Origin of the sequence: Pseudomonas sp. s4, assembly GCF_046764235.1 — a bacterium.
GTDB classification, from domain to species: domain Bacteria; phylum Pseudomonadota; class Gammaproteobacteria; order Pseudomonadales; family Pseudomonadaceae; genus Aquipseudomonas; species Aquipseudomonas asiatica.
In genome coordinates this window covers 5,162,028-5,187,963 of record NZ_CP177209.1, presented here as the reverse complement: position 1 = coordinate 5,187,963, position 25,936 = coordinate 5,162,028, and the positions used below count along the sequence as shown (strand labels likewise).

Genomic DNA, 25,936 nt, shown 5'->3' with positions numbered 1-25,936 from the left:
AGCCCGCGAAGAGGCCGGTACTGGCAGTGCAAGAGTTCAGGCAGCCCGCGCCTGCCGCCGTGGCGCCAGCTCGACTTCTTCAACCCCGAACAACGCCAGGTGAATCGCCTGCTGCGCCTGCAACGCCAGCACCGCTCGCTCCTTGCCCACGCTGCCGATCGGCTGCAGCAGGTGAATGCATACCTCGCCCCGCGGCAGGGCAAACAGGCGCATCAGGTGCGACACCAGGTCATCGTCACCAATGAACGGTGCAATCGGGTCGATCTGGCCATCGCGCAGGTACTGGATAGCGACCGGCTGCACCGCCACGCCACGGTCGATGGCACCTGCCAGCAGGCGACCATGGAAGGTGCGCAGGGTACGGCCACTTGTGGTGGTGCCCTCCGGGAAGATCAGTAGCGGCCGGGAAAGACCCAGTTGCCCGGCGATCTGCTCACGCAGGCGCTGGCTGTCGCCCCCGCCACGGCGGATGAACAAAGTGCCGGCCTTTTCCGCCAGCCAGCCGGCCACCGGCCAGTGCCGCACTTCGGCCTTTGACAGGAACGACAGCGGCAGCAGCATGCCAAGCAACGGGATATCGGTCCAGGACACGTGGTTGCTGACCCACAGCATTGGCCGTTGGGGCAGCTCTCCGATCACCCGCACATCGAAGGGAAGGGCCGCGACCAGGCGCTTCATGAACAGGCAGGTCCAGCGCTGGCGGCGCTCGATGGGCGCCTTGAACCCCAGGCGTTCGCCCAGGGCGATCACGCTGGCCATCAGCATGCCCAGCAGCAGTACCAGCAGCAGTCGAGTCAGGCGGGCCATTACCCGCAGCTTCGGCATCAGACCGCTGCCTTGAAGTGGCGGGCGTAGCGTGGGCACAGTTCGTCGCGCTTGAGCAGGATGAACACATCGGCCACCTGGAAGTCTTCGTCCCAGCACGGCTCGCCGCAGATCTTCGCGCCCAGGCGCATGTACGCCTTGAGCAGCGGTGGCATCTCGGCGATGACGTTGTTCGGCAGGGCCAGGTTGGGCAACGGGTTCTTCGGCTCGGCGCGCAGGTGCTCGGTGCACAGGTAGCGGTCACGCAGGCGCTGCATCACCGCGTGGGCCTGCACCCCGCCATCTTGCATGGGGATGCTGGCGCAGCCCATCAGGTAGCTGTAGCGGCCTTCGTTGAGCACTTCGGCCAGTTCGCCCCAGAGCACGGCGATGGTGCCGCCGTTGCGGTAGTCGGGAGCTACGCAGGTTCGGCCCAGCTCCAGGATCGGGCCCTGCAGCTGCAACAGGCCGTGCAGGCTGAATTCTTCTTCGCTATAGAAGCGGCCCAGGCTGCTGGCGGCCTGATGGTCGAGCAGGCGGGTGGTGGCAACCAGCTCGCCGGTGCTCAGGTCGCGTACGCCAATGTGGCGGCAGTGCACGTCGTAGTCGTCCATGTCCAGGCCTTGCTCGGCTCCTTTGAGCTTGGCCTTGAATTCGGCGCTGAACACTTTGTAGCGCAGGGCCTGGGCTTCCTGCAGGGCCGCGGCGCCAACCAGGCGTTCGGCTTGCAGACGGCGTTCGGTGCTGTTGTCGCCAGCGTGAGCGATCCGAGTCATTACGAGTCTCCATAAGCCAGCCATGAAGGGTTGCGGCCGGTCGGCTTTGTTGTGCAAAGTCAGCCTAGGTAGATGGGGTGTCACCCCTGTGAATCTTTGGTGATGCTTGCGTGACACCCCCTGAGCCACAACTGAAAGCCCTTCAGCAAGGAGCCGACCGATGGCCTGGTTGCAACGACTCAACGACCCGCTTCGCCAAGCGCTGGCGGGCACCCTGGGCGAAACCTATGCCGCGCTGCTCGAGCGCCTTGGCCCGGTTGCCCCGTTCGAACTGGCGGTGCTCGGCGGGCGCGCGATGGCCACCCCCGGCCTGGCCTTCCTGGTCGGCTACCAGGCCGCCTTGCGCGTGCTGTGGCCCAGTGCTCCACCCAGCCTCGGCGCCCTGTGCGCCACCGAACGGCGCAGCGTGCGGCCGGCGGACATGCGCACGCGCCTGGACGGCTTGCGGCTGACCGGCAGCAAGGACTTCGTCACTGCAGGCCTGGAGGCGGAATGGCTGCTGGTGGCGGCGCGCTGCGAGGCGACGGGCGCGGCGCCGCAGTTGAACCTGGCGGTGGTCTACCCCGGGGAGCCAGGTGTGACGCTGGAAGCGCTGCCGACCCTGCCGCTGATGCCGGAGGTAGGCCATGGGCGACTGGTGCTGGAGCACGCGGCGTGCGAGTTATTGGCCGGTGATGGTTGGGATGCCTATGTGAAGCCGTTCCGTTCGCTTGAGGACTTGTATGTGCTTACGGCGTTGACGGCCTGGCTCTATGGCGTGGGGCAGGAGTGCGCCTGGCCGCAGGCCCTGCGCCTGCAGCTGCTTGGGCTGCTGGCCGGGTGTGCCGAAGGTAGCCGGCAGTGCGCCGATAGCGTTGGTTGCCATTTGTTGCTGGGAGGATTGTTTGCACAGTTCCAGGCGCTGCGAGGGGAGATCGATGCCGCGTTGGCGGCGGGGCCGGCGCAGTGGGCGCAGATCTGGCAGCGTGACCAGGGGGTGATGGCGCTGGCGGCGGCGGCGCGGGAGAAGCGGCTGAACAAGGCTTGGGCTGCTGCGGGATTGTCATGAATGCCTGATAGGTTTGTGTGATCCGATGAATCCTGGGGCCGCTTTGCGGCCCTTTCGCGACACAAGGCCGCTCCTACAGGGGAACGCGTCAAGTTCAGGCTGACGCTGTACCTGTAGGAGCGGCCTTGTGTCGCGATAGGGCTGCGCAGCGGCCCCAATAACGGCGATCACGATGAAAATACTCTTGATCATCCTGATAATGGTTGCGGGTTGTGCCCGGGCCGAAGACTGGCCTGAACCCGACTGGCCAATCGACAACACCCCCCTCGACTGGCAAGCCGTCGACGCCTACGCCTTCCCCGCACGCACCACCCCCGAACGCAGCGGCATCCGCACCGACGCCCTGCTGATCATCCGCGACGGCCGCATCCTCCACGAACGCTACGCCGCCCCCAGCACTGCCGCCACCGCCCACCTGACCTGGTCGATCAGCAAGAGCGTACTCGCCACGCTATTGGGCATAGCCCAGGGCGAAGGCCGCTTCCAGTTGCAGGACCCGGTGACCCATTTCTACCCGGCCATGCACGCCCATCCCGGCGTGCGCATGGCCGATCTGCTGCATTGGGCCAGCGGCCTGGACTGGCAGGAAGACTACGAGTACGCCCCGCTCAAGTCCTCGGTGGTGGCCATGCTGTATACCCGTGGCCGCGAGGACATGGCGGCCTACACCGCGGCGCGGGAAGCGGTGGCCAGCCCGGGCCAGCGGTTTCTCTATTCCAGTGGCGACAGCAACCTGCTGGCCGCGGCGTTGCGCGGCATGCTCGATGCCGGTCAGTACCCCGACTACCCCTGGCATGCGCTGTTCATTCCGTTGGGGATCGACAGCGCGGTATGGGAGCGGGACCGCGCGGGTACCTATGTGGGTTCGTCCTACCTGTACCTCAGCGCTCGCGACCTGGCGCGCATCGGCCTGCTGATGCAGCGCGACGGGCGTTGGCAGGATCGGCAATTGCTGCCCAAGCCCTGGGTGGCTTTCAACCGCACGCCGTTTGCCAAAGCCGAAGCACTGCCCGGCGAGGCCAACCCCGGTGGCCACTGGTGGCTCAATCAGCCGCTGGTCGGCGCTGCCCGGCCTTGGCCGAGTGCTCCCGCGGACACCTACGCAGCCCTTGGCCACTGGGGCCAGGCGCTGTACGTGCTGCCCGCGCAAAAGCTGGTGATCGTGCGTTACGCCGATGACCGCGACGGCAGCTACCAGCACGATGAACTGCTCAAGCGGATACTCGCGGCGCTGGCTGGGGAGGGGGCATGAAGCGGGTGCTGCTGGTGGTGCTGCTGGGGGTGGTCTACTGGGCCTGGCATGAGCGCCAGGCCCTGGCGGACTTCCCCGGTATCCTTTCGGCCTACTCGGCCAAGGAATATTGCTCGTGCCGCTTCGTCATGGGGTTCGAGCCGGCGTATTGCCAAGGCTACGTGAAGCAATGGCTGCCGCTGAGCCTGCTGGAGGAAGACAGCCAACAGCGGCAGGTCACCGCCGAAGGCCTGGGCCGTCGCAATCAGGCTGCCTGGCAAGGCCCGCGCGAGGGCTGCCGCTTGCTGCCGTGAAGGCGGGCGGGTAAGGTTGGCGGCCTGGTTTCACGAGATCTGTCATGTTCAAGCTGCCCCGCCTGCTGCCCGCCTTGTTGCTGGCTTTTTGCCTGCCCGCCCACGCCAACTGGCACCTCGATGGCGAGTCTTCGCGCCTTTCGTTCATTACCGGCAAGAACGGTAACACCGCCGAAGTGCACCGCTTCCTGGTGCTGCATGGAACGGTCGACCGCAAGGGAGTGGCCGCGTTGAGCATCGAGATGGACTCGGTGAGCAGCGGTATTCCGCTGCGTGATGAACGCATGCGCGAGGACCTGTTCGAGGTCGAGCGCTTTGCCGAAGCCAAGGTGCAGGCGCAACTGGACCTACGGCCGATCAACGACCTGGCCAACGGTGCCCAGATCGAACTACGCCTGCCATTGACCGTGACGCTGCATGGCCAGTCCCACAGCTACAACGCCCTGCTGCTGGCCACCCGCCTGGACGAGCGACGCTTCCAGGTGGTGACCCTGGAGCCCTTGGTGCTGCGCGCCGAGGATTTCGGCCTGCTGCCGGGGCTGCAACGCCTGCGCAAGTTCGCCGGACTCAAGTCCATCAACCCGTCGGTGCCGGTTAGCGCGGTGCTGATCTTCACCGCCCGCTGACATGCCGGGGCCGGTCTTTCCCTGGCGGGATGGCAACCAGTTCGAACTGCTGATCGACGGCCCCGAGTTTTTTCCGCGCATGCTCCTGGCGATCATGCGCGCCGAATTCCAGGTCGACCTGGAACTGTACCTGGTCGAGGCCGGTGACTGCGCGGATGCGGTGGTCGAAGCGCTGGAGCAGGCTGCCCGACGTGGCGTGCGGGTGCGCTGCCTGTTCGACGACTATGGCTCGCTGGCCTTCAACAGCAAGTTGCGTCAGCGCCTGCTGGACGCAGGTGTGTACCTGCGCTGGTACAACCGCCTGCGCTGGAAGCGTGGCTTGCGCAACCTGTACCGCGATCACCGCAAGTTGCTGCTGGTGGACGAACGCTGGGCAGTGGTGGGCGGCACGGGCGTCACCGACGAGTTCTGGACGCCGGGCGAGGCGACCAGTGAATGGCACGAGGTGATGGTGCAGATGCAGGGGCCGGTGGTAAGCGACTGGCAGTTACTGTTCGACCGCCAGTGGCACGCCAACAACCGTCGCACAGCCTGGCGCCCCGCCGAGGGCTTTGGCCTGCCGCGCCTGCCCAAGGTGCCTGCACAGGGGCAGGGCATGGGCCGGGTAGCCTATGCCGACGCCCGCCAGCACCAGGACATCCTGCATTCGCTGGTGCGCGCGATCAACAGCGGCAAGCAGCGAGTGTGGCTGGCCACGCCTTACTTCCTGCCGACCTGGAGCGTGCGTCGGTCGCTGCGCCGGGCTGCCGGCAAGGGGGTCGATGTGCGGCTGCTGCTGACCGGGCCGCGCACCGATCATCCATCGGTACGTTACGCCGGGCATCGCTATTACCCGCGTCTGCTGCGCGCCGGGGTGCGTATCTACGAGTACCAGCCGTGTTTCCTGCACCTGAAGATGGTGTTGATCGACGATTGGGTCAGTATCGGCTCATGCAACTTCGATCACTGGAACTTGCGCTTCAACCTCGAGGCCAATATCGAGGCACTCGACCCGCCGCTGACGGCTGCCGTGCAGGCCAGTTTCGAGCGTGATTTCGCGTTGAGCGAGGTGGTCGACCTGGGCCACTGGAATGCCCGGCCGCTGTGGCGCCGGGTGAAGCAGCGGTTGTGGGGGTGGCTGGACCGGTTGGTGGTCAACTTGCTCGACCGTCGCGACTGAGACCAGCTATCGTGCAGTGATTGGCTCAAGGCAATCGAAGGAGTGGGTGCGATGACGGGAAAGAAAATTCTCATGTTGGTCGGCGACTACGTCGAAGATTACGAAGTCATGGTGCCGTTCCAGGCGCTGAGCATGGTCGGGCACACGGTGCATGCGGTATGCCCGGAAAAGGTCGCGGGGCAGACCGTGCGTACCGCGATTCATGATTTCGAGGGCGAACAGACCTACAGCGAAAAGCCGGGGCACAACTTTGCCTTGAATTATGACTTCGTGCGTGTACGGCCCGAGAGTTACGACGCGCTGCTGATCCCGGGTGGTCGTGCACCGGAGTACCTGCGCCTGGATGAGCGGGTGCTGGAGCTGGTGCGGGCGTTCGACCAGGCCGGCAAGCCGATCGCGGCGGTTTGCCATGGTGCCCAGTTGCTGGCGGCGGCCGGCGTGCTGGAAGGGCGCGAATGCAGTGCGTACCCGGCGTGCGCCCCGGAAGTGCGCTTGGCGGGCGGGACATTCATCGATATCGCGGTGGACCAGGCGCATGTGGACGGCAACCTGGTGACGGCACCGGCATGGCCGGCGCATCCGGCGTGGTTGGCGGCATTCCTCAAGGTGCTTGGTACCCGTATTGCCTGATACGGCCTTATCGCCGGCAAGCCAGCTCCCACAGGTTTAGCGAAGGTTTCAAGACCTGTGGAGTACCTGTGGGAGCTGGCTTGCCGGCGATGAGGCCAGTGCAGGCAACACAGCTCAACCAGGCTTAACCCACCTGCTCGACCCAGTCATTGAGGTTGTAGTAGTTGGTCACCCGGGCAATCTTCCCGCAATGGATATAGAAGAACGCCCCTGCCGGCAGCACATAGGTCTGCCCGTTGGCCGCCGGCAACCCTTCGTCATCGGCCAGATATTCCCCATGCACGGTGAACTCCGCCGCCGCGCGGCTGCCGTCGGCGTTCTGCATCACCACGATATCGGCCAGGCGCTCGCGGTAGCAGCGGTTCATCTTGTCCATGAACGCTGCAAACCGGGCCTTGCCCATCTGCCGCTCGCCCTGGTTGATGTCGTGGATCACATCCTCGCTGAGCAGGGCGAGAAAGGCCGGCATGTCGCCCGCATTGAAGGCGGCGTAGTAAGCATTTACCAGTTCGGTAGCGGTCATGGAACAATACCTGTCGTGGAGGGAAAAGGCGGGTCGTCGCTCCGGATGATAGGGTTTCCCCTCAAGCCCGGCTTAGCCGAGCGCGTCATCCACATCGACAAAACGACCGCCAAGCATGGAAATACGCCTGTTGCACGGCGCCGCTATCGCGCCTTACATCGATGACCTCGCTCGCCTGCGCCTTACCGTGTTTCGCGAGTTTCCCTACCTTTATGACGGCACCCCGGAGTACGAGGCCGACTACCTGGCCACTTATGCCCGCTCCGGGCGCAGCCTGGTGGTGCTGGCGCTGGACGACGGCAAGGTGGTCGGTGCCTCCACCGGCCTGCCGCTGGTGGATGTCGCCCCCGAGTTCCAGCAGCCGTTCCTGGCCCAGGGGCGCGACCCGGCCAGCGTGTACTACTTTGGTGAATCGGTGGTACTGCCCGAGTACCGTGGCCAGGGCCTGGGGGTGCGCTTTTTCATCGAGCGCGAGTCCTACGCACACAAGCTGGCCGAGTTCGACTATTGCGCGTTCTGTGCGGTCGAGCGGCCAGGTGTGCATCCGCGGCGGCCTGCGGACTACAAGCCGTTGCATGGCTTCTGGCGTAACCGCGGCTTCCTGCACGACCCGTCGCTGCGCACCAGCTACGCCTGGCGCGACCTGGACGAGCAGGAAAGCTCCGACAAGCTGATGTCGTTCTGGCTCAAGGAACTGCCGATATGATCCGCTTGGCGGCCTGCCAGTACGCCATCGAGCTGCATGAGACCTGGGAGGCCTACGCCGATCATCTGCAAGCCCTGTGCGCCAAGGCGGTGGACGCGGGGGCCCGCTTGCTGCTGTTGCCGGAGTACGCCGGCCTGGTGCTCAGCGGGCAGCTGAGTGCCGAGCAGCGGGGTGACCTGAAGGCTTCCATCGCCGGTATCCAGCCGCTGATCGAACCCTGGAGGGCCTTGTGCGAGAGCCTTGCCCGGCGCTGGGGTATCTACCTGCAACCGGGTAGCGTACCGGTGCTGGACAGCGATGGGCGCTACCGCAACCGTGCCTGGCTGTTCGGCCCCCAAGGTGTGCTGGGCTACCAGGACAAACTGATGATGACCCGTTTCGAACGGGAGCAGTGGGACATAGCCGCGGGCCAGGGGCTGCAGGTGTTCGACACTGAACTGGGGCGCCTGGGCATCCTGATCTGCTACGACAACGAATTCCCGATGCTGGCGCGGCGCCTGGCGGAGGGTGGTGCCGACCTGATCCTGGCGCCGAGCTGTACCGACACCGAGGCGGGTTACCACCGGGTGCGCATCGGTGCCCAGGCGCGGGCGCTGGAGAACCAGATTGCGGTGTTGCAGAGCCCCACGGTCGGGCTGGCGCCCTGGTCGCCGGCGCTGGACGAGAATATCGGCCGGGCAGGGCTGTTCGTGCCGCCGGATCATGGGATGCCGGGGGATGGGGTGGTGGCCTTGAGTGAAGAATCGAGCCCTGCCACTAGTCAGTGGCTGGTCTGTGAGGTGGACCTTGAGGAAGTACGGCGGGTGAGGCGGGAAGGGCAGGTGTTTACCCGCAGGGACTGGCCGGAGCAGTTTGACCGGATCTGCCCCCTGTAGGAGCAGCCTTGTGCTGCTAATGGGCCTGTGCTCACCCAAATATCTGTGGGTGACACAAGGCCTCTTCGCAGCACAAGGCTGCTCCTACAAAGAGCAGGGCCGTGACGCTTTTGCAGCAGATTTACTTCACTTCGACTGCCAGGCTCTGGGCAATCTTGCTCTGCCACAGGGCAGGGCCAGTGATGTGTACCGACTCACCGTTGCTGTCCACGGCGACGGTCACCGGCATGTCCTTGACCTCGAACTCGTAGATCGCTTCCATGCCCAGCTCGGCGAAGGCCAGGACCTTCGACTTGCGGATGGCCTGGGCCACCAGGTAGGCAGCACCGCCGACGGCCATCAGGTACACGGCCTTGTTGTCCTTGATCGCTTCGATGGCGGCAGGGCCGCGCTCGGACTTGCCGATCATGCCGAGCAGGCCGGTCTGCTCGAGGATCTGGCGGGTGAACTTGTCCATGCGGGTGGCGGTGGTCGGGCCGGCTGGGCCTACCACTTCGTCACCGACCGGGTCGACCGGGCCAACGTAGTAGATGAAGCGGCCTTTCAGGTCCACCGGCAGCTCTTCGCCACGGTTGAGCATTTCGACCATGCGCTTGTGCGCGGCATCGCGGCCGGTCAGCATCTTGCCGTTGAGCAGGATGGTTTCGCCCGGCTTCCAGCTGGCGACTTCTTCCGGGGTGATGGCGTCGAGGTTGACGCGACGGGCGCTCGGGCCAGCTTCCCAGACGATTTCCGGGTAGGCGTCCAGCGACGGCGCTTCCAGCTCGGCCGGGCCGGAGCCATCGAGCACGAAGTGGGCGTGGCGGGTGGCGGCGCAGTTGGGGATCATGCACACCGGCAGCGAAGCGGCGTGGGTCGGGTAGTCCATGATCTTGACGTCGAGCACGGTGGTCAGGCCACCCAGGCCCTGGGCGCCGATGCCCAGCTGGTTGACCTTCTCGAACAGCTCCAGACGGATTTCTTCCAGGCGGTTCTGCGGGCCACGGGCTTTCAGTTCGTGGATGTCGATGGACTCCATCAACACTTCCTTGGCCATGACGGCGGCCTTCTCGGCGGTACCGCCGATGCCGATGCCGAGCATGCCAGGCGGGCACCAGCCAGCGCCCATGGTCGGGACGGTCTTCAGTACCCAGTCGACGATCGAGTCGGACGGGTTGAGCATGGCCATCTTCGACTTGTTCTCCGAGCCGCCGCCCTTGGCTGCGACATCGACCTCGACCTTGTCGCCGGGGACGATGGAGTAGTGGATCACTGCCGGGGTGTTGTCCTTGGTGTTCTTGCGGGCACCGGCCGGGTCGGCCAGGATCGAAGCGCGCAGGACGTTTTCAGGCAGATTGTAGGCGCGACGCACACCTTCGTTGATCATGTCGTCGACGCTCATGGTGGCGCCGTCCCAGCGCACGTCCATGCCCACGCGGATGAACACGGTGACGATACCGGTGTCCTGGCAGATCGGGCGATGGCCAGTGGCGCACATGCGCGAGTTGATCAGGATCTGGGCGATGGAATCGCGCGCAGCAGGCGATTCTTCACGCAGATAGGCCTCGTGCATGGCCTGGATGAAATCGACGGGGTGGTAGTACGAGATGAATTGCAGGGCGTCGGCGACGCTCTGAATCAGGTCGTCTTGCTTGATCACGGTCATGCAGCGCGCTCCTCTTAAAGACGGGAACATTCATTACGGCGCTCGACGGTGCCGACCAGCGTGTCGAAGCGCCTTGCAAGGCGCCGGCAGGTCAGGCCGACGGAAAAAGGCGCGGCAGTATAGCGCGCATCCGTGCCGGGCACACCTGCGGTCGGTCTGGACCATGGTCGGCAGTGGTTGGGCATCCTTTTTGCTGCCGTTGCGTGCTTGGCTTAAAGTGCACTGTAATATGTGGAGAAAGACCGACCATGCCCGTACTTTGCGTGGGCGAGCGCCGCTGGGCGGTGCCGACCGGCAGCAACCTGCTCGATGCCTTGAACGAGGCCGGGCTGAACGTACCCTACAGTTGCCGCGCCGGCAGTTGCCATGCCTGCCTGGTGCACTGCCTGGGCGGGCAACCGCTGGATGCCATGCCCGAGGCCCTGGCGCCGGACAAGCATGCCCAGGGCTGGCGGCTGGCCTGTCAGTGTCGGGTAGTCGAAGATCTGCGCGTGGCGCTGTTCGACCCGCAGCAGGATGGCCTGCCGGCGCAGGTCTGTGCCCTGGACTGGTTCGGCGATGTGCTGCGCGTGCGGCTGCGGCCCGAACGGGCAATGCGTTACCAGGCGGGGCAGCATGTGGTGCTGTGGAATGGCGCGGTGGCGCGGCCTTACTCCTTGGCCAGCTTGCCGGGCGAAGATGATTTCCTCGAGTTTCATATCGACTGCCAGCACCCCGGCGCCTTTTGTGACAAGGCCCGTGGCTTGCAGCTGGGTGATGTGCTGCGCCTGGGCGAGCTCAGGGGAGGGGCCTTGCACTACGACCCGGACTGGCAACAGCGGCCGCTGTGGTTGCTGGCGGCGGGGACCGGGCTGGCGCCGTTGTGGGGCATCTTGCGCGAGGCTCTGCGGCAGGGGCACCAAGGGGAAATCAGGGTCATGCATGTGGCGCACGAGGACGCTGGGCATTATCTGGCCGAGCCGTTGCGCAAGATGGCGGATGTGAGTGTCGAGTTGGTACTGGCAGAGCGGCTGGATGAAGCGTTGGCCGGGTTGCGGCCGTCATCGCGGCAGACGGTGGCGCTGGTGTGCGGAGCGCCGGGGAGTGTCGAGCGGTTTGCCCGGCGGCTGTTCATTGCCGGAGTGCCACGGGGGCAGGTGTTTGCCGATGTGTTTGTCGAGCATGCCTGAGGCATTTGTGTAATCTGGGCTGGCCCCATCGCCGGCAAGCCAGCTCCCACAGGATTGCAACAGACCTGGGCCTGCGCAGTAACCTGTGGGAGCTGGCTTGCCGGCGATGGGGCCGCAGTGCGGCCCCGTTTGGAGCAGATCAACCGACCAGCGGATCACCGACATGCAGGATCTTCATGCCATTGGTGCCACCGATGGTGTGGTAGCTGTCACCCTTGGTCAGGATTACCCAGTCACCTTGCTCCACCAGGCCACGCTTGAGCAGTTCGTCGACCGCTGCCTGACTCACCTTGTCGGCCGGCAGCGAGGCCGGATCGAAGGCAATCGGGTACACGCCGCGGAACATGTTGGCACGTGCCTGGGTAGCGCGGTGCGGCGACAGGGCGAAGATCGGCACGTGCGAACGCAGGCGCGACATGATCAGCGGGGTGTAGCCACTCTCGGTCAGCGCAATGATCGCCTTCACGCCCGGGAAGTGGTTGGCGGTGTACATGGCCGCCAGCGCGATGCTCTCGTCGCAGCGCTCGAAGGTAGTGTGCAGGCGGTGGCTGGACTTCTGGCTGGTCGGGTGCTTTTCGGCACCCAGGCAGATACGGGCCATGGCCTGGACAGCTTCGATCGGGTAGGCACCGGCGGCACTCTCGGCCGACAGCATCACCGCGTCGGTGTTGTCCAGCACGGCGTTGGCCACGTCGGACACTTCGGCACGGGTCGGCATCGGGTTCTGGATCATCGACTCCATCATCTGGGTCGCCACGATCACTGCCTTGTTGTTGCGGCGGGCGTGCTGGATGATCTTCTTCTGGATGGCGATCAGCTCGGCGTCGCCGATTTCCACGCCCAGGTCGCCACGGGCGACCATGACGGCGTCGGATGCGAGGATCAGCTTGTCGAGGGTCTCGTCGTCGGCCACCGCTTCGGCGCGTTCGATCTTGGCCACCAGCCAGGCGCTGCCGCCAGCTTCGTCACGCAGCTTGCGGGCGTATTCCATGTCGCTGGCGTCACGCGGGAAGGACACGGCCAGGTAGTCCAGGTCCATTTCCGCGGCCAGCTTGATGTCGGCCTTGTCTTTCTCGGTCAGGGCCGGTGCGGTAAGGCCGCCACCTTTACGGTTGATGCCTTTGTGGTCCGACAGCGGGCCACCGATGATCACCACGCAGTGCAGGGCATCTGCGGTGGCGGTCTCGACGCGCATCACCACGCGGCCATCGTCGAGCAGCAACTCGTCACCAACGCCGCAGTCCTTGACCAGGTCGGGGTAGTCGATACCGACGATGTCCTGGTTGCCTTCGGTCAGCGGGTGGGCGGTGGAGAAGGTGAACTTGTCACCGATCTTCAATTCGATACGCTTGTTGGCGAACTTGGCGATGCGGATCTTCGGACCCTGCAGGTCGCCCAGCAGTGCAACATGGCGGCCGTTCTTGGCGGCGATGTCACGGATCAGGCGCGCGCGGGCCTTGTGCTCGTCCGGAGTGCCGTGGGAGAAGTTCAGGCGTGCCACGTCCAGGCCGGCGAGGATCAGCTGTTCGATCACTTCCGGCGAGTTGCTGGCGGGGCCAAGGGTGGCGACGATTTTGGTACGGCGGATGCTCATGCACAGACTCCTATAGTGAAGCGCAGCGAAAGGCTACTCCTGAATCTCGCTGTAGTCATTGTTCCGTTGCACTACCTGCGACCGAGGCAGGGTGGCATTTGAACGGGCAGGGCATCATTGCAAAAGGGTGTGAAGATTTGCCGGCAAAGGCCGATACACTGGCATCAAAGGAGACCCCCATGCGAGCCCTGATCGTTTTAGCCCTGGCGGCCAGCGCCGTCGGTTGCACCCGCTGGTCCATGGACCACCACCTGAACAATGCCTACCGTGCCTACGACCGTGGCGATTGCGCGCGGGTCATGCTCGAGCTGTCGCAGGTCGACCGCACCAGCCGTGCACGACCGTTCATCCACCCCGAGGTGTCGCTGCTGCGCGGCCAGTGCCTGGAGCGCCAGGCCTTGTACGTGGATGCGGCGCAGACCTACCAGTACCTGATCCAGCAGTACCCGGGCAATGAATACGCGTATCGTGCCCAGGCACGCCTGCAGACCCTGGAGAAACTCGGCCATTTGCGCGGCACCGAAGCCGCCGTGGCGAACCCGGTGACCGCCGCACCTTGGCGTTAACACCAAGGTGTGATTTATTTCACGGGATTTGCCGCGCGCGCTGCGCTAATCTGTAACTCAGTTGTTACAACAACCGCCAGTTCCACGTATTCCTGGCATCGGATACGGACTGCACTTGCGATCATGTTCAACAAGCGCCACATCGAACGCCATCAGCTACCTTGTGTTCTCAAGGTGTTCAACCGCATTACCGGCCAGGCCATCGGCCAGCTGGGTAACGCCTCTGAAGACGGGCTGATGCTGATAAGCCAGCTACCTGTGCTGGTCGGGCCCGACTATGATCTGCAATTACGCCTGCCGCTGCTTGGTGGCGGGCATCAATTCGTCAACCTTACCGCCAGCTGCCTGTGGTGCCGTGAAGACCAGACGCCCGGGCACTACGATTCCGGTTTCATGCTGCTGCAGGCCCCCCGCGAGTACGATGAATTCGTCCGTTCGTTGCGCGACTATTTCAGTTTCCGCCCCGCCAACGCATCTGCCTAAGCCTGCTGAGCCCCGGGCCCAGCTTCTGGAATCGCGCTAGAATCGGGTCGACCTCGATACAGGACGACCCCGTGACCTCCAGCATTTTCTGGCACGACTACGAAACCACCGGCATCAACCCGCGCTGTGACCGGCCGTTGCAGGTTGCCGGTGTGCGCACCGACTTCGACCTCAACGAAATCGACGAGCCGATCAGCCTTTATTGCCGGCCCTCCGACGATATCCTGCCGCACCCGGCCGCCTGCCTGGTGACTGGCATCACCCCACAACTGCTGGCCGAGCAGGGTTTGTGCGAAGCGGAGTTCATGACCCGGGTGCACGCACAACTGGCGCACCCTGGTACCTGTGGCGCCGGCTACAACACCCTGCGCTTCGACGACGAAGTGACCCGCTACAGCCTGTACCGCAACTTTTTCGACCCTTATGCCCGAGAGTGGCAGGGCGGCAACAGCCGCTGGGACCTGATCGACATCGTGCGCACGGCCTATGCACTGCGCCCGGACGGCATCGAGTGGCCGCAGCAGGACGGGCGCACCAGCCTGCGCCTGGAGCTGCTGAGCAAGGCCAATGGCATCGACCATGGGCATGCCCACGAAGCGCTTTCCGACGTGCGGGCAACCATCGCCCTGGCCCGCCTGATCCGGCAAAAACAGCCCAAGTTGTATGACTGGCTGTTTCAGTTGCGCAGCAAGCATAAAGTGATGGAGCAGATCCGTTTGTTGCAGCCACTGGTGCATATATCCGGGCGCTTCTCGGCGGCACGCAATTACCTTGGTGTCGTATTGCCGCTGGCCTGGCACCCGCGTAATCGCAATGCACTGATTGTGTGCGACCTGCATCAGGAAACCCTACCGTTACTACGGGAAAGTGCTGAAGTTCTACGCCGGCGTTTGTATACCCGCCATGAAGAACTGGCCGAAGGCGAATTACCCGTGCCGCTCAAATTGGTGCAGGTCAATCGCTGCCCGGTAGTGGCGCCACTTTCGGTATTACGCCCGGCCGATCAACAGCGGTTGGGTCTGGACTTGACGTTGTTACAATTGCGCGGCGAAGAATTGGCCGAGCAACAGGCGCAATGGCAAGACAAGCTGGAACACATCTACGGCAAGGAAGACTTCGCCCCGAGTGAAGACCCGGAACAACAGTTGTATGACGGTTTTCTGGGGGACCGTGACCGCCGCTTATGCGAGCAAGTTCGTGCACTGGAACCGGCGCAGTTGAGCCATGGGCAGTGGATGTTCGATGACCTGCGCTTGCCTGAATTGTTGTTCCGCTATAGGGCACGCAACTTCCCCGAGACCCTGACCGGCGAAGAGCGGCAACGCTGGTTCAGCTTCTGCCAGCAGCGCCTGAGCGACCCGCAGTGGGGCGCGCCGAATACGCTGGGCGACTTCGAACAGGCGCGGCAGCAGGCCTGGGAGGGCGCTGACGATGCGGGGCGGCGGGTGCTGGATGCCTGGCAGGTACATGCCCGGCAATTGCAGGCACAGTATGCAGTTGGCTGAGCGCTGACACAAAACGCGGACAAACAAAAACGCCGGCAATATGCCGGCGTTCTTGTTGCGATAAGCAGCAGGCGTGTGCGGACAATCAGTCCAGCAGGGTCGCCCAGCTTTCAACCACATCGCCACCCCACTTGGCTTTCCATTCTTTCAGGGTCTTGTGGTTGCCGCCTTTGGTTTCGATCACTTCATTGTTGTGCGGGTTCTTGTATTGCTTGACCTTGCGCGCACGCTTGGTGGCGGTAGTCTTGACTGCACCACGAGGGGCCTTGCTCAGTTTCGACTCTGGGTCGAGCAGGGCAATCACGTCGCGCAGCGACTTGGAGTACTCGCCCATCAGTGCGCGCAATTTGCCTTCGAACTCCAGTTCTTTCTTCAGCTTGTCATCCTGCGACAGGTTGGCCAGGCGGGCCTGAAGTTCCTTGATGGCTTCTTCGGTAGCGCGGTACTCGTTGATCAGGGACATGGAGTGTTCCTTAATGCGTGTTCAGAAATGTGTGGGGCAATAATAGACAGGCAATACTCGCAAGTAAACATATTGTTGGGCAATTAACTGTTAACTAAGCTGTGACAACCATTTCTCTACGTGAACAAAAATTTACAATTAACCCTGCATTTCGTCATGTCTGTCAGAGAATGCCGGTAGTGCATCTCGTCAGGAACACAGGCCACGGCCGCTGCGATCAATACTGCGTTTTTCCTGGCGGGCCGCTAGAATGAGCGCCTTTGCGAAGTTCTGGAGTCTCATTCATGCGCACCTATCGTCTGGTGATCGCCTGCCCCGACCGTGTTGGCATCGTGGCGAAAGTCAGTAATTTCCTGGCCTTGTACAATGGCTGGATCAACGAAGCCAGCCACCACTCCGATGAGCAGAGCGGTTGGTTCTTCATGCGCCATGAAATCCGCGCCGAATCGCTGCCGTTCGGTATCGAAGCCTTCCGCGAGGCGTTTGCGCCGATCGCCGAAGAGTTCTCCATGACCTGGCGCATTACCGACTCGGCGCAGAAAAAGCGCGTGGTACTGATGGCCAGCCGCGAGTCGCACTGCCTGGCGGACCTGCTGCACCGCTGGCACACCGATGAACTGGACTGCGAGATCCCTTGCGTGATCTCCAACCACAACGACCTGCGCAGCATGGTCGAGTGGCACGGTATTCCGTTCTTCCATGTACCGGTCGACCCCAAGGACAAGGCATCGGCCTTTGCCGAAGTTTCGCGCCTGGTGCAGGAGCACGCCGCCGACGTGGTGGTGCTGGCCCGCTACATGCAGATCCTGCCGCCGCAACTGTGCCAGGACTATGCTGAAAAGGTGATCAATATCCACCACAGCTTCCTGCCGTCGTTCGTCGGCGCCAAGCCGTATCACCAGGCGGCCCTGCGTGGTGTGAAACTGATCGGCGCGACCTGCCACTACGTTACCGAAGAGCTGGACGCCGGCCCGATCATCGAGCAGGACGTGGTGCGTGTCAGCCATGCCGACAGCATCGATGACATGGTCCGCTTTGGCCGTGATGTGGAGAAGATGGTGTTGGCCCGTGGCCTGCGTTATCACCTGGAAGACCGGGTGCTGGTGCATGGCAACAAGACTGTAGTTTTTGATTGACGGCCTTGGGGCTGCTTTGCAGCCCATCGCCGGCAGGCCAGCTCCCACAGGTTTGCACATGGCTTGAGGTCGATGCGGTCGGTGTGGGAGCTGGCTTGCCGGCGAAAGGGGCGCAAAGCGCCCCCGGCAATCTTGAGGGATACGTAATGGCGAAGACTCGCAACAACCCCACCGCCTCACCCCCACCCACCCTCGGTGAAGGCTGCCTGGCCCGCTACGACCCCGAAGCCCTGGCCGACACCGATGGCACCGATTTCCCCGGCGCTGCGGAACTTTGGCAGCAGCTCAACCCGCCTGACGCCGCCAACGCGCCAGCAGCGGGCGCGCCAGCAGGCACACAAACACCGGCCCACCCGCCAGCAGATAAAAGTAGTAAGTGACCGCCCGCCATATCAGGATCGCCGCAGCCGCGGTCGAACTGCCCACCAGTGGCGTCAGCAAGCTGGCCGAAGTCAGCTCGGCGGCACCGGCACCGCCAGGCAGCAGGCTGAACTGGCCGGCACTGAGCGAGAGCATCTGCACCAAAAAGCTGGGGATCCACGCCAGGTCTACCCCCAACCCCCTCAATACCAGGTACAACACGCTGTAGCGCAGGCCCCAGTGGGCGCAGGTCAGGGTGAACACCAAGGTCAGCGTACGCTTGGGCAGGCGCCAAGTCTGCGCCAGTGCATCGATGAAGCGTAGCAGTTTGCGTGCCCAGCGCCGCTTGCGCTGGCGGCTCATGCCCAGGCGGCGCAGCAACCTGCCGTTCACGCGCATCACCGTGCGCCGGTAGCGCAGCAGGCCGATCACTCCGGCCAGTGCCGTGCACAGCAGCAACGCGCTGCCCAGCAACATGCTCTCCTGGCTGCGGCCCAGGCTGTGGAACAGTGCATAACCGGCAATAGCCAGCATCGCGCAGAAAAAGAACACCAGGTCGTTCAGCTGATCCATGGCAAACACCGCGCCGCTGCGCGCCGGGCCTATCCGGTCACGTGCCAGCAGGGCCATCAGGGTCAAGGGGCCGCCGCTGCCGCCGGGGGTGGTACAGATGGCGAACTCGGTAGCCATCACCACACCCAGGCTGCGCAGGCGCCCAAGCCTTGCTCCTTGCTGGCCGAGCAACAGGCGCAAGCGGATGGCGTTGATGACCCAGCAAAGCAGGATCATGCCCAGCAGGGTCAGCATGAGGCTGGGGGCGAAGCGCTGCAGCCTCGGTAGCAGCTCGCTGCCACCGAGCAGTGCCGGTACCAGCATGGCACCCAGCAGTGCCAGGGCCAGCCAGGCCAGGCGGTTCATACGCTGGCCTGGCGGTCGAGCCAGGTGGATTTGGTCAGCGGCTCTCGGCCCTGTGCCAGTAGCGTGTGCAAGGTGTTCAGCCAATAGTCGCGGGACGCGCGATGGCGCATGTCCACCGGGTGCAGGCCCAGGCGCAGGGTCTGGGCGTCGCGCCAGCGCCGGCATTGCCAGTCGCACAGCACCCGTGACAGGCCACGGCGCCAGGCGCTGCGTGCACTCCAGACAAGCCCTGGGGCCTTGATCGCGGTGAAGTCCGGTAAACGATACAGGTGCTGTGGCGTGCTGGTGTAGCGCAGCGGCAGACGGCGCAGTGCCTGGCGGGTGCCTTCGCTCATCAGCCAGGCAGGCGCGACGAAGCCTGCCACTGGCCAGCCCTGCTGGGCGAACAGTGCCAGGCCGTGCTCCAGTCGTTGCAGGGCCTGCTGCTGGTCAAGGGCGTAGAATTCCCCTTCGTGGGTATAGATGCGGCGCATGAAGTATTCGCCGGGTGTGCGCGGTGGTGGCCCGCTGTCGGCATGGTAGAAGCCGTGCAGGGCAAGCTCGTCGCCCTGGGCCAGGCGCCGTTCGAGCAAGCGGCAGAAGGTAGGCGAGCGTTGCAGCGGGTTGCGGTGGTGAAAGTCCGGCACCACCAGCCAGGTCATGGGGATGCCGCCGATGGCGTCGACGGCCTGGACGAAGGGCTGGTAGTCGGGCCAGGTTTCGGGCGCGACATCGTGCAGCACCAGCATCAGGCTGCGCGATGCCGGTAGCGGCTCAGCCATGGGCACGTACCTGTGGCTGGTGGCCGAGCACAGCCTGGTAGTGTTGCAGCAGGCCGGCGACGACGTTGTCCCACGAATAGTGCTGCTCGGCATGGCGACGGGCCTGTACCCCAAGCGTGCGCACACCGGCTTCGAACGCCTCTTGCACGGCCGTCGCCATGGCCTGGCTATCGTTGGGGCGGCACAAGCGCCCGCATTGTTCGTTGACGATTTCGCCGAAAGCACCTGCGCGCACGGCCACTACCGGCGTGGCGCTGGCCATCGCTTCGAGAATGACCAGGCCGAAGGTTTCCTGGTCACCGGCATGCACCAGCAGGTCGGCGCTGGCCATCAGCCGGGCGACTTCCGGTGCCGGGCAGAAGTGATCGATCACACTGACGTTCCGCGGTACGTTGGCCGGCATGTTCGAACCCACCAACAGCAAGTGGTAGGGGTGGCCCAGGTGCTGCATGCAGTCGAGCAGCACCGGCAGGTTCTTTTCTCGCGAGCCACGGCCGGCGTAGATCAGCAGGCGACTGGTTTCGGCAATACCCAGTTCGGCACGCAGCTGCGGGTCGCGCTGGTTGGGGTGGAAGGTGGCCAGGTCGACGCCCAGGCGCTGCACGTGCACATCGCGCACGCCCAGGCGGCGCAACTTGTCTGCCATGACCTGGCTGGGGGCCAGGACCCGGTCGAAATTGCCGTACAGCTTGCTGACATAGGCCTCGACATTGGGGGTGAACCAGTTGCCCATGCGGTTGCTGACCAGCAGCGGCAGGTCGGAATGGTAGAAGCCGATTACCGGCACATCGAGCTTGCGCCGCGCTTCCAGCGCAGCCCAGGCGGTCAGGTAGGGGTCGCCGACTTCGATCAGGTCGGGCTTGAGCCTGCGCAGCACATTGCACCAAGGGGCCAGGCGTACCGGGAAGCGGTAGCCATTGCCGAACGGCAGTGGCGGTGCGGGCACCTGGTATATGCCATCGGCGTGCTGGGCGCTGGCACCGGGTATCAGCAAGCTGTGGCGGACGCCCTGGATGGCGTCGAGGCGGTGGTGTTTGGCATCAAGATAGGTACGTACGCCACCACTGGCGGGGGCGTAGAACATGGTGATGTCGGCGATGTGCACGATCAGCATCCCTCCGGGATCGTCTTCGGGTCTGTCATCCGGCGTTAACGGGCCGGCGATGACGCGCCTAAAGGTTGACCTATCAGAAGGATAGTTTGTTCGATCGGGGTTGGGTGGGGTTGGGAAGAGGGTAGGCTGCACAAGCGTTGTAGGAGCAGCCTTGTGCTGCGAAGGGGCCAGAGAAGGCATGCCTGTACTGGCCTCTTCGCAGCACAAGGCTGCTCCTACAAAGAGAGGAGTAGCACTTGTCAGATGCGGAAGCTGCCCACCAGGTGCTTCAGGCGGCCGGCCTGCTGCTCCAGGTCGGAGCAGGCGCGCAGGGTGGCCTGCAGGTTTTCCACGCCCTCCTGGTTGAGCATGTTGATTTCGTTGATGTCCATGTTGATCGCTTCGACCACGGCGGTCTGCTCTTCGGTGGCGGTGGCTACCGACTGGTTCATGCCGTCGATCTCGCCGATGCGCACGGTAACGCTGTCCAGCCGTTCACCGGCCTGGTTGGCGATCTGCATGCTGTCCTGGCTGTGGCGCTGGCTCTGGTCCATGGTCTCGACCGATTCGCGCGCGCCGACCTGCAGTTCTTCGATCATGGTCTGCACCTGTTGCGCCGACTCCTGGGTGCGGTGCGCCAGGTTGCGTACTTCATCGGCGACTACGGCAAAACCACGCCCGGCTTCACCGGCACGGGCCGCTTCGATGGCCGCGTTCAGCGCCAGCAGGTTGGTCTGCTGGGAAATGCTGGTGATCACCTCAAGGATCTGACCGATGTTGACGGTCTTGCTGTTCAGCGTCTCGATGTGCGCGCTGGAAGTGACGATCAGGTCGGACAGGCGGTTCATTGCCGCAATGTTGCGTTCCACCACCTGCTGCCCTTCTTCGGCCAGCAACCGCGCCGAACTGGCGTGCTGCGAGGCCTGGGCGGCGTTGCCGGCAATTTCCTGGGCGGCGGCGCCCAGTTCGTTGATGGCGGCGGCCACGCTGTTGGTACGGTTGGACTGTTCGTCGGAGTTGGTCATCGACGAGTTCGAGGCACTGATGACCCGCAGGGCAACTTCGTTGACCTGCTCGGTGGCCGAGGACACTTCGCGGATCGAACTGTGTATACGTTCGACAAAACGGTTGAAGGCGCTGCCCAGGATGCCGAACTCGTCATGGTTGTGGATGCGCAGGCGCTTGGTCAGGTCGCCTTCACCCTCGGCAATATCTTCCATGGCACGGGTCATGGTGTGCAGCGGCTGCATCAGCACGCGGATCAGCAGCCCGAGCAGGCCGATGATGATCACCACCGCCACCAGCGTGGCGATCACCGCTGACGTGCGGAAGGTGCTCAGCATCGAGAAGGCCTTGTCCTTGTCCACCGACAGGCCGATGTACCAGTTGGCCGACGGCAGGCCGGTGATCGGGGTGAAGGTCAGCAGGCGGGCCTGGCCGTCGCTCTGCACTTCGGTCAGCTCACCGCTCAGTTTCGGCGTGTGCTGCGGGAACAGGTCCGACAGCGACTTCATCACCAGGTCTTTGTCCGGGTGCACCAAGATCTTGCCTTGATCGTTGACCAGGAAGGCATAGCCCATGCCGCCGAAGTTCAGCGAGTTGATGATCTGCACCAGGCCGTCCAGGGCCAGGTCGCCACCGACGACACCGACACTGCCGGACACTTTGTTGATGATGCCGATGACCATCCTGTTGGTGGCCATGTCGATGTATGGCTCGGTCAGGATCGGGCCTGCGGCGTTCATGCCGTCCTTGTACCAGGGACGGATACGTGGGTCGTAGCCGTCAGGCATCTTCGTGTCAGGACGCACGCTGAAGCCACCGTCGACCTTGCCCACGTAAACCGTGAGAAAGCTCGAGATCAGCGCATTCTGGCCCATCAGGGTTTCGGCGTTGGTCGGGTCCTGGGCTATGTTCTGTGCCAGGTTTTCCACCAGCTTGATACGGCCTTCGAACAGGTTGCGGATATTGGTCGAAGTGGAAGCGCCCATTTCAGCCAGATAGTTCTCGAGGTCCTCGCGGATCGCATTACGCTGGAGGTAATCGTTGTAGAGCGTGAAAAGGCTGAAGGCGAGTATCACGATCAGTGATGCTGCCAAAAGAATCTTGTGGCTGAAACGAAGGCTTTTGTTCATGGCGTAATCGGTTCCGCTAAGGTTTCATATCAGGCGTTTGCACGCGTGGAGTCGCAAAGCAGTGCAATATCCCGAAAAGTCCCTTTTCGGTTGTTCCTCTCTATTAAGGCGAATATCACCCACAGGTATCGGCCGAATTACGGTAAAGCTTGAGCAGAGGATTTAAGAGATGTCGGAAATTTCGACCATCGTTGTAGGTGCTGGCCCGGATGGCCAGCCGGTTGGGCAAGCTATGAGGTTGGCCAACCGCCATGGCCTGGTAGCGGGCGCTACGGGTACTGGCAAGACCGTCACCTTGCAGCATCTGGCGGAAGCGTTCAGTGACGCGGGGGTTGCGGTGTTCGCCGCCGATGTCAAAGGCGACCTGTGCGGCCTGGGCGCTGCTGGTGCGCCGCAAGGCAAGGTGGCCGAGCGCATCGCCGGCATGCCCTGGCTGGGGCACAGGCCCCAGGCTTACCCGGTGAGCCTGTGGGACATTGCCGGGCAGTCCGGCCACCCGCTGCGTACCACCCTCAGTGAAATGGGGCCGCTGCTGCTGGGCAACCTGTTGGAACTGACCGACAGCCAACAGGCGGCGCTGTATGCGGCGTTCAAGGTAGCCGACCGTGAAGGCCTGCTGCTGCTGGACCTCAAGGACCTCAAGGCGCTGCTCGCGCACCTGAAGGACAACCCGCAACTGCTGGGCGAAGACAGCGCGCTGATGACAACGGCCTCCACTCAGGCGCTTTTGCGCCGGTTGGCGACCCTGGAGCAGCAGGGCGCCGAGGCGTTGTTCGGTGAACCGGGGTTGCAGCTCGAGGACCTCCTGCGGCCAGACCCGGATGGCCGTGGGCGTATCCACCTGCTGGACGCCAGCCGGTTGGTTCACGATGCACCGAAGGTGTACGCGACCTTCCTGTTGTGGCTGCTGGCCGAGTTGTTCGAGCAACTGCCCGAGCGCGGTGATGCCGATAAGCCGGTGCTGGCGTTGTTCTTCGATGAAGCGCACTTGTTGTTCAACGATACACCCAAGGCATTGCAGGATCGCCTGGAGCAGGTGGTGCGGCTGATTCGTTCCAAGGGCGTGGGTGTGTACTTCGTCACCCAGTCGCCGGGGGACTTGCCAGATGCGGTGCTGGCCCAGTTGGGCTTGCGCATTCAGCATGGCTTGCGGGCGTTTACCGCCAAGGAGCAGAAGTCGCTGCGGGCGGTGGCTGATGGCTTCCGCCCCAACCCGGTGTTCGACACCCTGGCGGTGCTGACCGATCTGGGTATTGGCGAGGCGCTGGTGGGGACACTGGAAGAGAAGGGCACGCCAGCGATGGTGCAACGTGTGCTGATTGCACCGCCGCAGTCGCGTATCGGGCCGTTGAGCGCGGCTGAGCGCAGTGCGCTGATTGCCAATTCGCCGCTGGCGGGGCGTTACGACAAGCCGGTGGACCGTGAATCGGCCTATGAGATGCTGACCCAGCGCAAGGGCGAGCCGGTGGAGCCCGTGCCGCAACCCAAGGCGGATGAAGAGAGCTTTGCCGACAAGGCTGGTGAGTTCTTGCAGAGTGCGGCAGGGCAGGCAATCAAGTCGGCGGTGCGCCAGGCGGCCAACCAGTTGGGGCGGCAGTTGGTGCGAGGGTTGATGGGGTCGTTGCTGGGGGGCAAGAAAAGGTAGGTTGCCTGTACCGGCCCCATCCACAGGCCTGCGCTGTACCTGTAGGAGCGGCCTTGTGTCGCGAAAGGGCTGCGAAGCAGCCCCGGGATTTCAGCGCAGATGCGCAAATTGCCGGGGCTGCTCTGCAGCCCTTTCGCGACACAAGGCCGCTCCTACAAGAGGCGTGTGTGTTTGCGGATACGAAAAAGGCGCCCGAGGGCGCCTTCTTCTTATTGCGGTATCACTCAGCCAATGGCTTTGGACGCCAGCCAGAACAGGCCGGCCGCCAGGCCCATCGACGCAGGCAGGGTCAGTACCCAGGCCAGCAGGATGGTCTTCACGGTGCCGCCTTGCAGGCCGCTCTTGTTGGCGACCATGGTGCCGGCCACACCGGACGACAGCACGTGGGTGGTCGATACCGGCAGGGCGAAGATGTTGGCCATGCCGATGGCACAGGCCGCGGTGATCTGTGCCGACATGCCCTGGGCATAGGTCATGCCCTGCTTGCCGATCTTCTCGCCAACGGTCAGTACCACGCGCTTCCAGCCGACCATGGTACCCAGGCCCAGGGCCAGGGCGACGGCCACGATCACCCAGAACGGGGCGTACTCGGTAGTGGCGGTCAGGTCTTTGCGCAGTTTTTCCAGATCGGCCTTTTCACGGGCTTCCAGACCTGGCAGCTTGCCGACCTTCTTCGCCGTGTCGTCCAGGCACAGCAGGTAGCGGCGCACTTCGACACGCTTGTCGGCACTCAGGCTGTGGTAGTCGGTCACGCCCTGCAGCGAGGACTGCAGCGCGGCAATGGTCGGCTCGGTCTGCTGCGGGTTGCAGCTGAACTGCTCCGGCAGGTCGCTGGACTTGGCCTTGCCCAGTGCCAGGAACTCGCCCAGGGTGGCGGCGTTGCGCTGGTAGAACTGGCTCATGTGCAAGGTGGCGTCGCGGGTACGCTCGATCTGGTAGGTGGTGCTGTTCAGGTCGAGGACGAATTTGGCCGGGACGATACCGATCAGCACCAGCATGATCAGGCCGATGCCTTTCTGGCCGTCGTTGGAGCCGTGCACGAAGCTCACACCCATGGCCGAAACCACCAGTACCAGGCGGTTCCAGAACGGTGGGTGCTTCTTGTCGTCGAGCTTGCGGCGCTGCTCGGGGGTCTTGTGCATCTTCGACAGCGGGCGCCACCACTTCAGGCCGATCAGCACCATAGCGGCAACGGCGAAGCCGGCCATCGGCGAGACCACCAGCGACATGGCGATGTCGATAGCCTTCTGCCAGTTGACACCGTCGCCCAGCGGGATGTCGTTGATCAGGGCGTTGGCCAGGCCGACGCCGAGGATGGAGCCGATCAGCGTGTGCGAGCTGGAGGCGGGGATACCGAAGTACCAGGTGCCCAGGTTCCAGGTGATGGCCGCAGCCAGCAGCGAGAAGACCATGGCCAGGCCGTGTCCGGTGTTCACATTGATCAGCAGCTCTACTGGCAGCAGGTGCACGATGGCATAGGCCACCCCGACACCGCCGAGCAGAACGCCAAGGAAGTTGAACACGCCGGAGAAGAACACGGCGAGGTGCGGCGGCATGGCTTTGGTATAGATGACGGTAGCTACCGCGTTGGCGGTGTCATGAAAGCCATTGATGAACTCGAAGGCGAGCACGAAGGTCAAGGCGAGCAGCAGGCTCACCAACACCCAGGCATCCAGTCCGCTGAATAATTCGATCATGAAGGTTGTCTGGCGGTCTTAGGGGGGCGGGATTATGCCAGAAAACGTTGGCAATCGATGCATTTGCGACAGAC

The 25,936-nt window shown here is 63.7% G+C and carries 25 protein-coding genes and 1 pseudogene; 14 read left to right on the top strand and 12 right to left on the bottom strand.

What is annotated here, in order from left to right:
* Positions 1-36 precede the first annotated feature (36 nt).
* Entirely contained in the window at positions 37-825 is a 789-nt protein-coding gene (locus ACK56M_RS24065) for a lysophospholipid acyltransferase family protein (protein WP_015271673.1), read from the bottom strand.
* Positions 825-1,580 (bottom strand): L-ornithine N(alpha)-acyltransferase, encoded by a 756-nt coding sequence (olsB, locus tag ACK56M_RS24060; RefSeq protein ID WP_015271672.1) that lies wholly within the window; start codon positions 1,578-1,580, stop codon positions 825-827. Before olsB ends, ACK56M_RS24065 begins: the two co-directional genes overlap by 1 nt.
* 160 nt (positions 1,581-1,740) lie before the next feature.
* Between olsB and ACK56M_RS24055 the strand changes: the two genes are divergently transcribed.
* The 6 genes from ACK56M_RS24055 to ACK56M_RS24030 all read left to right on the top strand — a co-directional run bounded on the left by ACK56M_RS24055 (position 1,741) and on the right by ACK56M_RS24030 (position 6,588).
* Positions 1,741-2,628 carry a hypothetical protein gene (locus tag ACK56M_RS24055; RefSeq protein ID WP_015271671.1) on the top strand — a complete coding sequence of 296 codons (888 nt, stop codon included), beginning with the start codon at positions 1,741-1,743 and terminating at the stop codon, positions 2,626-2,628.
* A 172-nt stretch (positions 2,629-2,800) separates the two neighbouring features.
* Entirely contained in the window at positions 2,801-3,880 is a 1,080-nt protein-coding gene (locus ACK56M_RS24050; protein WP_191472167.1) for a serine hydrolase domain-containing protein, read from the top strand.
* On the top strand, positions 3,877-4,173 hold the full coding sequence (locus ACK56M_RS24045) for a hypothetical protein (RefSeq protein ID WP_013974066.1): 297 nt from the start codon (positions 3,877-3,879) through the stop codon (positions 4,171-4,173). Before ACK56M_RS24050 ends, ACK56M_RS24045 begins: the two co-directional genes overlap by 4 nt.
* 44 nt (positions 4,174-4,217) lie before the next feature.
* Positions 4,218-4,799 carry a YceI family protein gene (locus ACK56M_RS24040; protein WP_015271669.1) on the top strand — a complete coding sequence of 194 codons (582 nt, stop codon included), beginning with the start codon at positions 4,218-4,220 and terminating at the stop codon, positions 4,797-4,799.
* A gap of 1 nt (position 4,800) precedes the next feature.
* A complete protein-coding gene (locus tag ACK56M_RS24035) occupies positions 4,801-5,958 on the top strand; it encodes a phospholipase D-like domain-containing protein (protein ID WP_015271668.1) in 1,158 nt (385 codons plus the stop codon).
* A 51-nt stretch (positions 5,959-6,009) separates the two neighbouring features.
* The gene (locus ACK56M_RS24030; protein WP_191472169.1) at positions 6,010-6,588 is read left to right on the top strand and encodes a DJ-1/PfpI family protein; all 579 of its coding nucleotides are present in this window, start codon (positions 6,010-6,012) and stop codon (positions 6,586-6,588) included.
* Between the two features lie 124 nt (positions 6,589-6,712).
* Here the strand turns inward: ACK56M_RS24030 and ACK56M_RS24025 are convergent, their stop codons facing one another.
* The gene (locus ACK56M_RS24025; protein WP_015271666.1) at positions 6,713-7,111 is read right to left on the bottom strand and encodes a nuclear transport factor 2 family protein; all 399 of its coding nucleotides are present in this window, start codon (positions 7,109-7,111) and stop codon (positions 6,713-6,715) included.
* Positions 7,112-7,226: 115 nt separating this feature from the next.
* Between ACK56M_RS24025 and ACK56M_RS24020 the strand changes: the two genes are divergently transcribed.
* Positions 7,227-7,817 carry a GNAT family N-acetyltransferase gene (locus ACK56M_RS24020; protein WP_013974061.1) on the top strand — a complete coding sequence of 197 codons (591 nt, stop codon included), beginning with the start codon at positions 7,227-7,229 and terminating at the stop codon, positions 7,815-7,817.
* Positions 7,814-8,692, top strand: coding sequence for a carbon-nitrogen hydrolase family protein (locus ACK56M_RS24015; RefSeq protein WP_015271665.1), 879 nt, complete (start codon positions 7,814-7,816; stop codon positions 8,690-8,692). Before ACK56M_RS24020 ends, ACK56M_RS24015 begins: the two co-directional genes overlap by 4 nt.
* Before the next feature lie 121 nt (positions 8,693-8,813).
* Here the strand turns inward: ACK56M_RS24015 and ACK56M_RS24010 are convergent, their stop codons facing one another.
* Complete coding sequence (locus ACK56M_RS24010; protein WP_013974059.1) at positions 8,814-10,337, bottom strand: fumarate hydratase; 1,524 nt, start codon at positions 10,335-10,337, stop codon at positions 8,814-8,816.
* A 248-nt stretch (positions 10,338-10,585) separates the two neighbouring features.
* Here ACK56M_RS24010 and ACK56M_RS24005 point away from each other — a divergent pair, with 248 nt between their 5' ends.
* Entirely contained in the window at positions 10,586-11,506 is a 921-nt protein-coding gene (locus ACK56M_RS24005; protein WP_015271664.1) for an iron-sulfur-binding ferredoxin reductase, read from the top strand.
* Positions 11,507-11,645: 139 nt separating this feature from the next.
* Here ACK56M_RS24005 and pyk read toward each other — a convergent pair whose 3' ends face one another.
* The gene (gene pyk, locus ACK56M_RS24000) at positions 11,646-13,100 is read right to left on the bottom strand and encodes a pyruvate kinase (protein WP_013974057.1); all 1,455 of its coding nucleotides are present in this window, start codon (positions 13,098-13,100) and stop codon (positions 11,646-11,648) included.
* Between the two features lie 179 nt (positions 13,101-13,279).
* Here pyk and ACK56M_RS23995 point away from each other — a divergent pair, with 179 nt between their 5' ends.
* The 3 genes from ACK56M_RS23995 to sbcB all read left to right on the top strand — a co-directional run bounded on the left by ACK56M_RS23995 (position 13,280) and on the right by sbcB (position 15,654).
* Positions 13,280-13,666, top strand: a complete 387-nt coding sequence (locus ACK56M_RS23995; protein WP_003259593.1) for a hypothetical protein — start codon at positions 13,280-13,282, stop codon at positions 13,664-13,666.
* 123 nt (positions 13,667-13,789) lie between these two features.
* Entirely contained in the window at positions 13,790-14,149 is a 360-nt protein-coding gene (locus ACK56M_RS23990) for a PilZ domain-containing protein (RefSeq protein WP_003259592.1), read from the top strand.
* Positions 14,150-14,220: 71 nt separating this feature from the next.
* Positions 14,221-15,654: an exodeoxyribonuclease I gene (gene sbcB / locus ACK56M_RS23985; RefSeq protein WP_015271663.1), complete on the top strand. Its 1,434-nt coding sequence runs from the start codon at positions 14,221-14,223 to the stop codon at positions 15,652-15,654.
* A gap of 85 nt (positions 15,655-15,739) precedes the next feature.
* Here sbcB and mvaT read toward each other — a convergent pair whose 3' ends face one another.
* The gene (mvaT, locus tag ACK56M_RS23980; protein WP_015271662.1) at positions 15,740-16,117 is read right to left on the bottom strand and encodes a histone-like nucleoid-structuring protein MvaT; all 378 of its coding nucleotides are present in this window, start codon (positions 16,115-16,117) and stop codon (positions 15,740-15,742) included.
* A 284-nt stretch (positions 16,118-16,401) separates the two neighbouring features.
* Here mvaT and purU point away from each other — a divergent pair, with 284 nt between their 5' ends.
* A complete protein-coding gene (purU, locus tag ACK56M_RS23975) occupies positions 16,402-17,253 on the top strand; it encodes a formyltetrahydrofolate deformylase (protein WP_015271661.1) in 852 nt (283 codons plus the stop codon).
* A 285-nt stretch (positions 17,254-17,538) separates the two neighbouring features.
* Here purU and ACK56M_RS23970 read toward each other — a convergent pair whose 3' ends face one another.
* The 5 genes and pseudogenes from ACK56M_RS23970 to ACK56M_RS23950 form a co-directional block, all read right to left on the bottom strand.
* Entirely contained in the window at positions 17,539-18,531 is a 993-nt protein-coding gene (locus ACK56M_RS23970) for a lysylphosphatidylglycerol synthase transmembrane domain-containing protein (RefSeq protein ID WP_015271660.1), read from the bottom strand.
* Positions 18,528-19,292: a DUF2334 domain-containing protein gene (locus ACK56M_RS23965; RefSeq protein ID WP_015271659.1), complete on the bottom strand. Its 765-nt coding sequence runs from the start codon at positions 19,290-19,292 to the stop codon at positions 18,528-18,530. The genes ACK56M_RS23970 and ACK56M_RS23965 overlap by 4 nt, the downstream gene beginning before the upstream one ends.
* Positions 19,285-20,406 carry a glycosyltransferase family 4 protein gene (locus tag ACK56M_RS23960; protein WP_015271658.1) on the bottom strand — a complete coding sequence of 374 codons (1,122 nt, stop codon included), beginning with the start codon at positions 20,404-20,406 and terminating at the stop codon, positions 19,285-19,287. Before ACK56M_RS23960 ends, ACK56M_RS23965 begins: the two co-directional genes overlap by 8 nt.
* A gap of 239 nt (positions 20,407-20,645) precedes the next feature.
* The gene (locus ACK56M_RS23955; protein WP_370464237.1) at positions 20,646-21,410 is read right to left on the bottom strand and encodes a methyl-accepting chemotaxis protein; all 765 of its coding nucleotides are present in this window, start codon (positions 21,408-21,410) and stop codon (positions 20,646-20,648) included.
* Between the two features lie 141 nt (positions 21,411-21,551).
* Positions 21,552-22,376 (bottom strand): annotated as a pseudogene (locus tag ACK56M_RS23950) (cache domain-containing protein); the annotation flags it as partial.
* A gap of 313 nt (positions 22,377-22,689) precedes the next feature.
* On the opposite strand from ACK56M_RS23950, the gene ACK56M_RS23945 reads away from it, so the two are divergent.
* A complete protein-coding gene (locus ACK56M_RS23945) occupies positions 22,690-24,165 on the top strand; it encodes a helicase HerA-like domain-containing protein (RefSeq protein WP_015271656.1) in 1,476 nt (491 codons plus the stop codon).
* A 224-nt stretch (positions 24,166-24,389) separates the two neighbouring features.
* Here the strand turns inward: ACK56M_RS23945 and ACK56M_RS23940 are convergent, their stop codons facing one another.
* Positions 24,390-25,862, bottom strand: coding sequence for an inorganic phosphate transporter (locus ACK56M_RS23940; protein ID WP_013974049.1), 1,473 nt, complete (start codon positions 25,860-25,862; stop codon positions 24,390-24,392).
* Positions 25,863-25,936 lie beyond the last annotated feature (74 nt).